Raw genomic sequence first — 13,147 nt, 5'->3', positions numbered from 1 at the left:
CCCGGTTGCTCAATCGAATAATCTTAAGATAGGAAGATATGTTATGAGTATGTTAGGAGAAAGACCCCGTGGTCTGACCGATCCGGAAATGGCCAGCGTCATTCTGAAAGCATTGCCCGATGCACCACTGGATACCCAGAATAAAATGGGTTATTTCGTGACGCCGCGCTGGAAACGTCTGACCGAATACGAAGCGCTGACGGTTTACGCACAGCCGAATGCCGACTGGATTGCAGGCGGCCTGGACTGGGGCGACTGGACGCAAAAATTCCACGGCGGACGCCCTTCCTGGGGCAACGAGACCACCGAGCTGCACACTCAGGACTGGTATCGCCATCGTGACCCAAGCCGTCGCTGGCACGCTCCTTATGTAAAGGACAAGGCCGAGGAATGGCGCGTCACCGACCGTTTCCTGCAGGGCTACTCAGCCGACGGCCAGATCCGCACTATGGACCGGTTCTGGTGCGATGAAATCATCAACAAGTACCTGGGCGCTTTTCTGCACAGCGAATACGGCCTTTTCAACGCCCACTCCGCCGTAGCGCGCGAAGCGTTGTCTGATACCATTCGTGTCAGTGCCACCTTCTGGGGTTTCGATAAAGTCGATCTGGCGCAAATGATCCAGCTGGAACGCGGTTTCCTCGCCAAAATCGTTCCCGGATTTGACGAGTCTACCGCCGTGCCGAAAAAGGAATGGACCACCGGCAACATCTACAAGAGCGCCCGCCTTGCTGTTGAAGGCATCTGGCAGGATGTGTTCGACTGGAACGAAAGCCTGTTTGCGGTTCACGCCGTTTACGATTCGCTGTTCGGCCAGTTCGTGCGCCGCGAGTTCTTTCTGCGTCTAGCGCCGAAGTTCGGCGACAACCTGACACCGTTCTTCATAAATCAGGCACAGAGCTATTACGGTATCACCAAGCTGGACGTGCAGGACTACTTCTACACCACGCTGGTAGCAGACGCCGAATTTGGCGCGTACAACAAAAAGGTTCTGAACAATTGGACCGCGAAGTGGCTGGGTCAGACCGTCAACGCCTTGCGCGACTTCGTTGGAATCTTTGCGTTGCTGCCTGCCGGCACAACCAGTAAAGAAGAAATCACAGCGTCGCTGTATCGCGTGGTTGATGATTGGACCGAAGACTATGCCGCCAAAATCGGCTTCAAGGTGGATCGCGATCAGATCGTGAATACCGTTCTGGCCGGTCTGAAATAAGGAGATAAACATGACTGTAAATAAGAACGCTTATGATGCCGGCATCATGGGGAAAACGGGTAAGGCATTCGCCGACGAATTCTTTGCCGAAGAAAACCAGGTTGTGCATGAAAGCGATACCGTGGTTCTGGTTCTGAAAAAATCGGATGAAATCAATACTTTCATCGATGAAATCCTGCTGCAGGATTACAAGAAGAGCGTGAATCCGACCGTCAACGTTGAAGATCGCGCCGGTTACTGGTGGATCAAGGCCAACGGCAAAATCGAAGTCGATTGCGACGAGATTTCCGAGTTGCTGGGACGCAGCTTCAACGTCTACGACTTTCTGGTGGATGTTTCTTCCACCATAGGTCGCGCTTATACGCTGGGCAACAAGTTTACTATTACCAGTGAACTGATGGGTCTGGATACCAAGCTCGAAGATTACAAAGCCGCATAAGGAGTGAATGACTATGCCTAACCAACCCGTTCACGATAACGCCATTCGCAGAGAATGGAAATCGAAAGTTGCCGCCATCAGCACGCTGAAAGAGGGCGCGGAAACCTTGACGCAGTTCCGTCTTGATTACAGCACACCGTTCAGAAAAAGCTACGATCTGGATATCGACTATCTGTGGATCGAAGCCAAGCTCGAAGAAAAGGTGGCGGTACTGAAAGCCAACGCTTTCAGCGACGAAGACTTCCGCAACAAGACTGCAACCGGTGAGGACGCCGCAGAGGTAGTCAATCAGGCGGTAGCCAAAATCAATGCCGCCAAGGATAAGTGGGAAGCGGAGAAAATCCACATCGGTTTCCGCCAGGCTTATAAACCGCCGATTCTTCCCGTGAATTTTTTCCTGGACGCCGAGCGCCAATTGGGTACTCGTTTGATGGAGCTGCGCAACCTGAATTACTACGATACCTCGCTTGAGGATCTGCGCAAGCAGCGTGGCGTTCGCGTTATTCAGGTACCGCATTAAGCGAGAAAAACAAGGTTCGCTTCCTGTCCCTATAGAAAGTGAGTCGAGATAAAGTCTGTTGACGGGGTATTTCTGCAGTATACGGCGTGCAGGTTGTGAACCGTGGCAATACTCCCGTTGATGGAAAACCAATTCAGAATTGATTGTACCCATGATGACAACCGAAGATCATTCAGATAGCAAGGTGCTTGATTTGGAACATTTGTTTCAAAAAAATCTGCGCGGCGCTCTGGTTATGCCCGAAGGCCTGGAGCCTGTGCCGCTGATCGAGAACGGGCGTTACAGCGCCTACGCCTACGATCTCGATTTCATGTGGCGCTGGGTGATTACGCGCGATGGAGAGGAGATACAGGACGGCTGTGCGATCAGTCTGGAGTCGTCGAAACAGTCGGTTCAACATGTATTGGCATTTTTTGGCCATGTCGACGGCCAGATTATGTCCAACAAACAGACAACCTAAAAATACCTGGAAGCAGGAGTTCATGCCATGGCGGCATCGCATACCATAGAAGTTATCACCGAAGATGGTGAATCCGTAAGTTTTGAGTGCAAATCCGACGAGGATGTCATTTCCGCCGGCCTGCGTCAGGATATCATCCTGATGTCATCCTGCCGCGCCGGAGGGTGCTCCACCTGTAAAGCCTTCTGCGTGGAAGGCGATTATAAGCTGGTGGGGTGCAGCGTGCAGGCGCTCACGCCCGAAGAAGAGGAAGAAGGTCAGGTTTTACTGTGCCGCTGCTTCCCGGAAACCGATCTGGAGGTTGAAGTACCATATACCTATTCCAGAATTTCCTTCGGGGCTGAAGATCTGGATTTTGAGGCGGAAGTCGTCAGTGTTACGCCCATTTCATCCAATGCCGTACGCTTGTTGCTGAAAAAACCGGGTAGCGGCAGCGAGTTGAAAGTCGATTTCGCTCCCGGCCAGTATATGGACATACGGATACCCGATAGTGAACTGTCGCGTTCCTATTCTCCAGCCAATATCAGCAATGAGGACGGCGATCTCGAATTTCTGATCCGATTGCTGCCTGATGGGCAGTTCTCAAACTTTCTGCGTAACCGGGCGAAACCGGGTCAGATTTTATCGCTTAAAGGCCCGCTCGGTATTTTCTCGCTGAAGGAGAATGGTTTCCGCCCGCGTTATTTTGTTGCCGGCGGTACGGGGTTGGCACCGGTGTTATCAATGATCAGGCAAATGCATCACTGGGGAGAACCGCAGGAAGCGCGGCTGTATTTCGGTGTGAACAAGCCTGACGAAGCGTTTTATGTCGATGAGCTTGAAGCGCTGGAAAGGGAAATGCCTACGCTGAGTGTGAAAATCTGCGCCTGGCAGCCGGATGAAGCCTGGAAAGGCGAACGAGGCAATGTCATCGACATTCTGCGCCACGATCTGGAACAGCATCCGCTTAAACCCGACCTTTATCTGTGCGGGCCTCCGGGCATGGTCGATGCGGCTTATGCCGTTTGCAGTGAGTTCGGCATACCTAAAAATCAGATTTACCTGGAAAAATTTCTGACAGTGGGTGCGACGGCGTAAGTTTTGTTGAATTGCCGTCGATACTCCGATGGCAACGTTATGGCAGGCCCACCATTGGACGGCGGCGATTCAACTTTTATTTTGTATCGAGTTTAGGTAGTGGATGCGTCATGTCTTCGCAAGCTGAAGATGAACAGTTTATCGAACTGACCGTGCGGCAACTGGATCACTCCATTCGCGAGCTTGCGGTTCGCGAACAGAAGCTGACATCCGGCCTTTATCCCGATCGTGTAGCAGAATTGCGGGAGCTATGGAATAAATCGTTGTCTCGACAGGACGAAGAGGAATTGCGCCGCACGCTGGACTGGAATGACCGCGAGTTGATGTGGATATGGTCGCGCCAGCGGCGCGCCTGCTCGGCGCGCGCCAATGCAGGACAGACATTAATGCGTCACTATTCGATAGATTCGAATTAAAAAATACAAGTAACTATTCAGTGAGTGCTTTTTAGTCATGAACGATGCAGTCGGGTTGAGGCAAGTCAGCCGAGACACACGGGGAAGCGTGTCGGAGAGAATAACCACGCTGCAATTCCATTTCTGGAAGCTCTATGCGCCCATCCATGGACGCAAAAGGTCTCGCCTGACTCACCTCATTTCCTTTCCAGCGGGCATGCTGAATAGTTACAAATACAAAAGTAAAGCTTTTGCTTTCCGATAACTATAATCAGAGTTTGCACACCTATGGCGAAACAAATCGTTTTTAATCATAACGCCCGCTCAAGGATGATGCGCGGCATAAACAAACTTGCTCAGGCCGTGGAAGTAACGCTGGGCGCATCTGGTCCCAGTGTCGTCATCCAGCATCGTACCGACGGCGTGGGGCCGGTGGTGACGCGCGACGGCGTTACCGTGGCGCAAGCGATTACGCTTCCCGATATCATTGAAGATGTAGGCGCGCGCATGTTGCGCGATGTCGCCGGTGCGGTTTCCCGTGCGGCCGGCGACGGCACGACGACTTCGATAGTACTGGCGCGCAGCCTTGCCAGGGGCTGCGAAAAGAGCATGGTCGCCGGCGCGAATCCGGTTGATCTTAAAAAAGGCATGGAACTGGCGGTCGAATGCCTGAGCAATGAAATGCGCCGAACCGCGATACGCACCCAGGATCGCGATATTTTCCGCAAGGTTTGCCGTTCGGCCAGCAAGGAAGACGACAGCGTCGCCGATTTACTGATTGATGCGATTGAAGCGGTCGGCAACGATGGCGTAGTCAGTTTTGAGCTGGGCTATACTCACGACGACGAACTGGAAATTACCGACGGTTCCCGCTTCGCGCAGGGCTATTTGTCCTCTTATTTCAATACCGATAAGGAAAGAAATCTGGCGGAGCTGGATCAGCCCTATATTTTGCTGTACGACCGTGAAGTAACGGACTTCATGGATCTGGTGCCGCTGCTGGAAAATGCCCAGGACCAGCGGCGTCCGCTGCTGGTCATAGCCGAGAATATCACTGAAGAAGCTCTGGCGCCGCTGTTGCTGAATCATGTGCGCGGCAACTTCAAGGTGGTTGCCGTCAAACCCCCTGGGTTCGGCGACGGACGCAGCGAACGCCTGCTCGACCTGGCAATAATGACCGGCGGACGCGCCTGCCTGGAAGTTCAAGGCGATACCTTGGAAAAAATGACGCTGGCGGATCTGGGACAAGCTCAGCGAGTCGTGGTCAGCGCCGAATCCACGCTGATTATCGGCTGTCGCGGCGACGCACAGCGGATAGAGGATCGGATTGCACAATTGACGCTCGATGCCGACAGGATACGCGCACGCAAGCCGGGCGAGGGGTCTCCGACCGGAAATCGCCACGACTTGGAAAACCTCGAAGAACGCATCGCTTTTTTACGCAGCAAAACCGCCGTGTACCGTGTCGGCGGTTTGAACGATATGACGATAAAAGAGCGCATGGTTCGCGTCGAAAACGCCTATAACTCGGTACGCGCGGCAATGGACGAAGGCGTTATGGCCGGCGGCGGCGTAGGCTTGCTGCATATCCGCAGGGCGTTGGACAGGCTCCGGTTCGACAATGCCGATCTGCGTCGCGGCGTGGAAATCGTGGAAGAAGCGCTCTATGAGCCTTTACGCTGTATAGCGCATAACGCCGGAATGAATCCCGAATCGGTTTTGGCGAAAGTGCTGATGCACGATGACGGCGTTTATGGGTACGATGTTGCGGCCAGGACTTATGGCAGCCTGCTGGAAGCAGGCATACTCGATCCGGTCAAAGTTGCCCGGCTGGCGTTGCAGAATGCGGCGGGCATCGTGTCGACGGTAATGACGACCGAAGCCATCGTTTGCCAGGAGCCGGTACTCAAACGTTTCCCCAATACCGCCCAGATAGCCGAATGGGCCGCCGCGACGCGCGAAGACCCGCGCGCGCCATAATCGAACATGTAAACAATCCCACCGCGCTACTGTTTACCAATACCGGAACAGTCCGCGCGCTTTTGACAACCCCGGGCCATGCCGGGGTTCTTTTTTGGGATGATCTCAGATTATCCTGCAATATTGAAAAGCGCTGAAAAACCAGAAAATACGCCGGAGTTGCTTGCTGAGAAAACCCGTTTATAGCAAATTCCATGTTTTTAAGGAACCGCTGATTAATAGCCAAAACCTGGGTTGCTGCGCCGGTGCGCAATTTTTTTGAGCCTAAATTTTCTATTTTGGCGCATTTTTTATGCGTTCCCTCTTAAAACCACCGGTTTTACCGGCATTTTCCGCCTTTCGGGCGGATTGAGGGCGCAATAATCCCTCATATCGACCCCATCAGCCGCTTTTGGCTCCGGTACAAATTACAAAGCCCGAACAAAATCTGTAGTTGATGCGTGTTCTTTTCCAATCCCCGATACCGCGTCTTGCGATAATGAAACAGGTTCTTGATCACATGGAACGGATGCTCGACACGCGAACGAATCTGCGCCTTCTTTTTTTCGATCTCGCGCACCGTTTCTTTCCATCGGCCTTCGGGCATCGCTTTTAGCTTGCCGCGCTTCATGGCGATCAACCACTCCACCGTTTTCCCGGTATTCTCTTCGCGCTTTTCAACGCCGATGTAACCGGCATCGGCTATGACCACTTGTTCCCGACCATGAAGCAACTCGCTGGTCATCACCACATCACTGACATGCGCCGACGTACCGACAACCGTATGAACCAGTCCCGATTCAGCATCCACACCAATATGCGCCTTCATCCCGAAATACCACTGATTTCCTTTCTTGGTCTGGTGCATTTCCGGATCGCGCTCGCCACTTTTGTTTTTGGTCGAGGGCGGCGCTGCGATCAACGTGGCATCCACGATCGTTCCTTCGCGCATGAGTAATCCTTTCGCTTCAAGAAGCGCATTAATGCGGCCCAGCATCACCGGCGCCAGCTTATGCTCTTCCAGCAGGTGGCGGAAGTTCAATAGCGTGGTAGCATCGGGAACACGCTCATGCGTCAGGTCAATTCCGGCAAAGCGGCTTAATAGGGGCATATCATAAAGCGCATCTTCTGTTCCTTCGTCGGAAAAGCCGTACCATTGCTGGATGAAATACAATCGCAACATCCTTTCGATCCCGATAGGCGGACGACCTCGTCCGGAAGCGGGATACACCGGCTGAATGAGCTCGACCAGTTCAGACCAGGGAACTACCTGATCCATCGCGTTCAAAAAAGTCTCGCGCCGCGTGGTACGCGATTTTTGCTGGAGAAGAACGTCAAGGAGGGTGGTCTGTTTCATCATACGCCGGAAACCGTTTCAGTATAATATATTGATTATTATACCATGGTTAATTTATATCCATAATAAATATATGGAATTAGGTGGCGATTAAATCAGCGTTTCCTTAATGGATTGACTCTGAATTATTATGGTGCTTTACTTCGGCAATATTCTACAGCACACATGAATGTGCGTCGGGCGTTATTTGCGTTCGAGAGAATTTTTATGTTTACAGGTATCGTACAAGGTATCGCAACCATTAAATCCGTGACCGATATTGATGGCATGCGTTCTTTTGAAATCGAGTTTCCCAGCGGTTTTTGCACTGACCTGAAAATTGGCGCAAGTATTGCGATTGATGGTGTTTGCCTGACGGTCACAGAAGTACTCAGTGACATTCATGTGAAATTTGATGTCATGCTGCAAAGCACGTTGATCACGACATTGGGGGGCTGTACTGCGGGCGATCGAGTTAATGCCGAACGCGCTGCAAAAGATGGCGCTGAAATAGGCGGACACCCTCTTTCCGGTCATGTCGATTTCTGCGCTACCGTGCATGACGTAACACAGATCCAGAATAATTATTGCATTCGAATTGGCGTGCCTCACCAGTGGATGCGTTATATTTTTCCAAAAGGTTACATTGCTCTTAATGGCACCAGTCTGACGATATCGGAAATCAATAAAGAGTCTGACTGGTTTGAAGTTTGGCTAATTCCAGAAACGCGTAGAATGACCACATTCGAGTCAAAACTGGCGGGTTCTCAACTTAATGTTGAAATCGAACGGGGTACACAGGTTGTGTTGTAGATACAGTGAGGTCAACTATCGAGGAAAGATTGGGGACATTACTGCCGGCAATTGAGGCGTTACTGAAACAAAACAATATTGATTTAAATTTATTGGCATCACCGATAGCAACATCATTGTTAATAAAAAAAGAAAGTAAACCCTAGGGAATCACTGAGTTAATCGTTTTTCGCCACAAAACGAATAGCAACCCTCTGATTCTACGTAACTGGTTTCGACGTTTTTTTATTAAATAAGCTCATTAAAGGCTTCTACGGAAAACGCAACCTTAAAAGGGACGGTGCAAAGTAATCTTCGATTGAAACAACTTCGCAGGAGCGGGCTTTAGGTTGCGATCGACCTCTTTCGCGGGCTAAAGCCCGCTCCTACAGCGTTATACAAGGGTAGTTGAATAGTTATCCGGAATTAAACATTATCAGGCCCGTGCGATTGTAAAAGTTGGTGCAGGCGGCGTGTCGACAAGAATTTGATCGAACCCCCGCAGGTTGAGGTAAAAACTTATGAATTACGAAATTCGCCGGATGCGGCGGCAGGATTTGGATACCGCCATTGAATGGGCTGCCTTGGAAGGCTGGAATCCCGGTCTGAACGACGCCGAGGTGTTTTACAATACCGATCCACAGGGTTTCTTCATGGCTTGGCAGGGCAGCGAAGCAATCGGTTCGGTTTCGGGTGTGAAGTACCCGCAACAATCATTTGGTTTTTTCGGGCTTTTTATCGTTAAAAAAGCATTTCGTGGTCAAGGAGTCGGGACTGCGTTGAAGGATTGCGCGCTCGAATATCTGGCGGAGTGCAATAACGGTTTGGACGGAGTTATGGAAAAAGTGGATTATTATCAGAGATTCGGGTTTCACCAAGCCTACAAGAACATCCGGTATGGCGGAAGGATCGCCGGCAATAGCCGTTTTGAGCCGGCGCCGGAATTGTTGCCGGTTGGCGAGGTGCCGTTCACAAAGATTAATGCCTACGATCATCAGGTTTTTCCAGCCGATCGTCCGCAATTTCTACGCGACTGGCTGATCATGCCGCAGGCGCGCGGGCTGGCATGCTACGACGGGCGCGCGCTTCACGGCTATGGCGTGATCCGGAAAAGCCGTGACGGCTATAGAATCGGGCCGTTATTTGCCGATGATGGGAATATCGCCGAAAAACTTTTTCTCGGGTTGGTCAAGGATATCGGCGATGCCAACGTGTTTTTAGATACCCCGGACGCGTGTACTGCGGCAGTCTCTCTGGCTGAAAAGTACGGTTTGGCGCCGGTGTTTGCCACCGCGCGTATGTACAGCCAGGAGGCTCCTCGTGTCGATTTGCAAAAAATGTTCGGTGTCACCACTTTTGAGCTGGGATGAATGCGACTGCCGCTTATGGGGAGCCCGGAGCGGCGTTCCTCTTCACTTTTGCATATCCGCTAACTGTGCAGCTCCTGATGCAATGCGATAAATTCTTCCGTCAGTTTGTGATCCGGTAAATAGTGAATTAGAGGCTTCGAGGCGGTATGCGACTCCCTGACTTTTACGGAGATGGACAGTTTGCTGTTTAAAACCGGATGGCCTTGCTCCACCAATTGCTGCACCAGGCTGGCGGGCAGGTTGGCGCGGCTCTGGAATTGATTGACGACGATACCTTCGACACGCAGCTCCGGGTTATGGTCGGCCTTGATTTCCGCTACCGTAGCCAGAAGGTTGTATAACGCTTCCTGGGAAAACGCATCGCAATCGAACGGAATCAAACATTGCTCGGCGGCAATCAGGCCCGAGCGGCTGTAAAAATTGAGTACCGGCGGCGTATCGATGTAAATATGGTCGAAGCCTTGCAGGTTGCTGAGCGCTTCGCGCAGCTTGTAGATTTTGTAGCGGGCGTCGAGGCGGCTTTGCAGGGGTTCCAGCTCAGGGTGCGAGGGCAGCACATAGAGATTGGGAAACGGTGTGCTGTGGATAACGCCTTCGAGCAGGGCGGTATCGTCGCCCTTGCCGAACAGATTCATGTTCAGCACCTCTTTAAAAAAATAGGCCAGGGTCTGATCGGGGTCGGTGATTTTTTTTCCAAGCAGATAGTGCGTGGAGTTGCCCTGAACATCGAGATCGACCACCAGGGTTTTTTTATCGTCGATGGCGCTGATGGCGGCCAGATTGCAGGTAATCGTTGATTTACCTACACCGCCTTTCTGGTTGAAAATGACTCTGCGCATGGTCTGGCTCGCTCCTTCCCGTCGTTGCGGGATAATCGGAATCGTAAAGTAACTCGGCCTCACAGGGCGCTTTACTTTCGATTTGCGCCGTGCTGCTGTATTCTAATCCTTTTAGCTTGCATATCCCAGCGCATGGAAACCACTTATCAACCCCAGCAACTCGAAGCAGCCATTCAACAGGCCTGGCAGGATCAGGCGGTTTTTCGTGCAATAGAAGACCCGGCACGGGAAAAGTATTATTGTCTGTCGATGTTTCCCTATCCCAGCGGCCGTTTGCACATGGGCCATGTGCGCAATTACACCATAGGTGATGTAATCAGCCGCTTTCAGCGTATGCAGGGTAAAAACGTATTGCAGCCGATGGGCTGGGATGCTTTCGGACTGCCTGCGGAAAACGCCGCGATGCAAAAAGGCGTTCACCCCGCCGACTGGACTCACGAAAACATCGCCTATATGCGCGATCAGCTCAAGCGGCTGGGTTTCGGCTATGACTGGTCGCGCGAACTGGCCACCTGCACCCCGGAGTATTACCGCTGGGAGCAATGGTTTTTTTTGCGCCTGCTGGAGAAGGGGCTGGTTTACAAAAAAACCTCGCCTGTAAACTGGTGTCCGCATGATCTGACCGTACTCGCCAACGAACAGGTCATCGACGGCTGTTGCTGGCGTTGCGATACCGCCGTGGTGCGCAAGGAAATTTCGCAGTGGTTTTTGAAAATTACCGAATATGCCGACGAACTGCTGGCCGGCCTGGAAAAGTTGCCGGGCTGGCCGGAACAGGTGCGCACCATGCAGGTCAACTGGATCGGCAAAAGCTACGGCGTGCGTTTTGCGTTTCCCTACCAGCTGGAAGGGAAACAGGAACTTTTATGGGTGTATACCACGCGCGCCGATACCTTGATGGGCGTCACGTTCTGCGCGGTTGCGCCCGAACACCCGTTGGCGGCTTATGCGGCTCGAAACAACCCGGAACTGGCAACTTTTATCCTGGAATGCGAGCAAAGCGGCACCGCCGAAGCCGACATGGCGACCATGGAAAAGAAGGGCATGTCCACCGGGATTTCCGTGACGCATCCGCTGACCGGCGAAGCGGTGCCGGTATGGGTCGGCAATTATGTGCTGATGAGCTACGGCGAAGGCGCGGTGATGGCGGTGCCGGCGCATGACGAGCGCGATTTTCACTTTGCCCAAAAGTACGATTTGCCGATTATTCAGGTTTTAAATAGCAGAACTTTGGGCTTCGGCCCCGATATCTCCGAAGGCTTTGGTGATGGTTCTGGATATGGTGGTGGTCATGCGTGTGGAGCAGGCTATGGAGATGGAACGGGTAGCGGAGTAGTCGATACGCCTTTTGATCAGAAGCGCTGGCAAGCTTGGTACGCAGCTAAACATGAGTTCATGATTTTAGTAAACAGCGGTAAATATAACGGACTTAATCCGCAAGACGCAGTAGACGCAATTGCCGCCGACCTCAAGGCCAAAAACTTGGGCGACAAACAGGCCAACTTCCGCCTGCGCGACTGGGGGGTTTCGCGCCAGCGTTACTGGGGCGCGCCGATACCGGTTATTTATTGCGACGACTGCGGCACCGTGCCGGTCCCTGACGATCAGCTTCCGGTCGAACTGCCGCGCGATATCGAAATCAGCGGCGCCGGTTTTCCGTTGTCGCAGATGCCCGGCTTTATTCATGTGGACTGCCCGCGCTGCGGCAAGCCTGCGCGCCGCGAGACGGATACGTTCGATACCTTCATGGAGTCGTCCTGGTATTTCGCGCGCTACGCATCCTTCGACAATACCCAGGCAATGCTGGACGAGCGCGCGCGTTACTGGTTGCCGGTCGACCAGTATGTCGGCGGTATCGAACACGCCATTCTGCATTTGCTGTATGCGCGTTTTTATAACAAATTGCTGCGCGATGAAGGTTTTCTGGTCAACGACGAGCCGTTCGCCAATCTGCTCACCCAGGGCATGGTGCTCAAGGACGGCAGTAAAATGTCCAAGTCCAAGGGTAATACCGTCGATCCGCAGGAGCTGATAGAAAAATACGGCGCGGATACCGTGCGCTTGTTTATGATGTTCGCCGCTCCGCCGGAACAATCGCTGGAGTGGTCCGACAGCGGCGTTGAAGGCGCGTCAAGGTTTTTAAAACGTTTATGGCGCTTCTGCGCGGAATTGGCTCCGGTGATCATGTCGACACATGAGACGGCGGCGGATTGGAGCGCGATGTCCGATGACGAGATAGCAAAGCAGGTAAGGCGCGAGATTCATCAGGTTTTGCAGCAGGCGCGCCACGATTTTGCCAAATATCAGTTCAATACTGTGGTTTCCGCGGCGATGAAACTGCTTAACGCGCTGGAAAATACCGCGTTGAGAGCCGGGCTTGGCAGCAACCGGGGTTATTCGGAAGCGCTGTATGTCGAGGGCATCGGCATATTGCTGCGTTTGCTGTCGCCAATTACGCCGCATATCTGCCATGCCTTGTGGATACAGCTAGGCTACGGCGAATCCATATTGCAGGCCGTGTGGCCGGAGGTTTCGGAAGCGGCGTTGCAATCCGCTACCCGGCAATTGATGGTGCAGGTAAACGGCAAATTGCGAGGGCAGGTCGTAGTGTCCGCAACAGCCGTCCGCGAAGAGATCGAAGCGGCTGTTTTGGCCGATGAAACGGTGCAACGCTTCATGGAGGGAAAGCCCGCAAAAAAAATAATCGTTGTGCCAGGCAAGCTAATTAATGTGGTGGTTTGAATATC

Annotated in this window: 12 protein-coding genes; 10 read left to right on the top strand and 2 right to left on the bottom strand. The window is 52.5% G+C overall.

Features of this window, described 5'->3' with window-relative positions; translation table 11 throughout:
• Positions 1-43: 43 nt before the first annotated feature.
• The 7 genes from mmoY to F6R98_RS10900 all read left to right on the top strand — a co-directional run bounded on the left by mmoY (position 44) and on the right by F6R98_RS10900 (position 6,084).
• Complete coding sequence (gene mmoY / locus F6R98_RS10930; protein ID WP_153249047.1) at positions 44-1,213, top strand: aromatic/alkene monooxygenase hydroxylase subunit beta; 1,170 nt, start codon at positions 44-46, stop codon at positions 1,211-1,213.
• 10 nt (positions 1,214-1,223) lie between these two features.
• Positions 1,224-1,652: a methane monooxygenase regulator MmoB gene (mmoB, locus tag F6R98_RS10925; protein ID WP_153249046.1), complete on the top strand. Its 429-nt coding sequence runs from the start codon at positions 1,224-1,226 to the stop codon at positions 1,650-1,652.
• Positions 1,653-1,665: 13 nt separating this feature from the next.
• Complete coding sequence (mmoZ, locus tag F6R98_RS10920; RefSeq protein WP_153249045.1) at positions 1,666-2,172, top strand: aromatic/alkene monooxygenase hydroxylase subunit gamma; 507 nt, start codon at positions 1,666-1,668, stop codon at positions 2,170-2,172.
• Between the two features lie 151 nt (positions 2,173-2,323).
• A complete protein-coding gene (gene mmoD, locus F6R98_RS10915) occupies positions 2,324-2,632 on the top strand; it encodes a soluble methane monooxygenase-binding protein MmoD (RefSeq protein ID WP_315699239.1) in 309 nt (102 codons plus the stop codon).
• Between the two features lie 27 nt (positions 2,633-2,659).
• Positions 2,660-3,709 carry an aromatic/alkene monooxygenase hydroxylase FAD-binding subunit MmoC gene (gene mmoC, locus F6R98_RS10910; RefSeq protein WP_153249044.1) on the top strand — a complete coding sequence of 350 codons (1,050 nt, stop codon included), beginning with the start codon at positions 2,660-2,662 and terminating at the stop codon, positions 3,707-3,709.
• A 110-nt stretch (positions 3,710-3,819) separates the two neighbouring features.
• Positions 3,820-4,125, top strand: a complete 306-nt coding sequence (locus F6R98_RS10905; protein ID WP_153249043.1) for a hypothetical protein — start codon at positions 3,820-3,822, stop codon at positions 4,123-4,125.
• 267 nt (positions 4,126-4,392) lie between these two features.
• Positions 4,393-6,084 (top strand): Hsp60 family chaperonin, encoded by a 1,692-nt coding sequence (locus F6R98_RS10900; protein ID WP_153249042.1) that lies wholly within the window; start codon positions 4,393-4,395, stop codon positions 6,082-6,084.
• A gap of 367 nt (positions 6,085-6,451) precedes the next feature.
• On the opposite strand, the gene F6R98_RS10895 is transcribed toward F6R98_RS10900, so the two are convergent.
• Positions 6,452-7,420 carry an IS5 family transposase gene (locus F6R98_RS10895; RefSeq protein ID WP_153250884.1) on the bottom strand — a complete coding sequence of 323 codons (969 nt, stop codon included), beginning with the start codon at positions 7,418-7,420 and terminating at the stop codon, positions 6,452-6,454.
• Positions 7,421-7,627: 207 nt separating this feature from the next.
• On the opposite strand from F6R98_RS10895, the gene F6R98_RS10890 reads away from it, so the two are divergent.
• Both F6R98_RS10890 and F6R98_RS10885 read left to right on the top strand, forming a co-directional pair.
• Positions 7,628-8,212: a riboflavin synthase subunit alpha gene (locus F6R98_RS10890; RefSeq protein WP_228124832.1), complete on the top strand. Its 585-nt coding sequence runs from the start codon at positions 7,628-7,630 to the stop codon at positions 8,210-8,212.
• A 500-nt stretch (positions 8,213-8,712) separates the two neighbouring features.
• Complete coding sequence (locus F6R98_RS10885; RefSeq protein ID WP_153249041.1) at positions 8,713-9,561, top strand: GNAT family N-acetyltransferase; 849 nt, start codon at positions 8,713-8,715, stop codon at positions 9,559-9,561.
• Between the two features lie 59 nt (positions 9,562-9,620).
• Here F6R98_RS10885 and F6R98_RS10880 read toward each other — a convergent pair whose 3' ends face one another.
• The gene (locus F6R98_RS10880) at positions 9,621-10,400 is read right to left on the bottom strand and encodes a ParA family protein (protein ID WP_153249040.1); all 780 of its coding nucleotides are present in this window, start codon (positions 10,398-10,400) and stop codon (positions 9,621-9,623) included.
• A 132-nt stretch (positions 10,401-10,532) separates the two neighbouring features.
• On the opposite strand from F6R98_RS10880, the gene leuS reads away from it, so the two are divergent.
• Positions 10,533-13,142: a leucine--tRNA ligase gene (gene leuS / locus F6R98_RS10875; protein ID WP_153249039.1), complete on the top strand. Its 2,610-nt coding sequence runs from the start codon at positions 10,533-10,535 to the stop codon at positions 13,140-13,142.
• The last annotated feature ends 5 nt before the right edge of the window (positions 13,143-13,147 follow it).

The sequence above is a fragment of the Candidatus Methylospira mobilis genome (assembly GCF_009498235.1).
Classification (GTDB): Bacteria; Pseudomonadota; Gammaproteobacteria; order Methylococcales; family Methylococcaceae; genus Methylospira; species Methylospira mobilis.
Note: the sequence above shows the minus strand (reverse complement) of the source record. Positions and strands in the feature narration are given on the sequence as shown.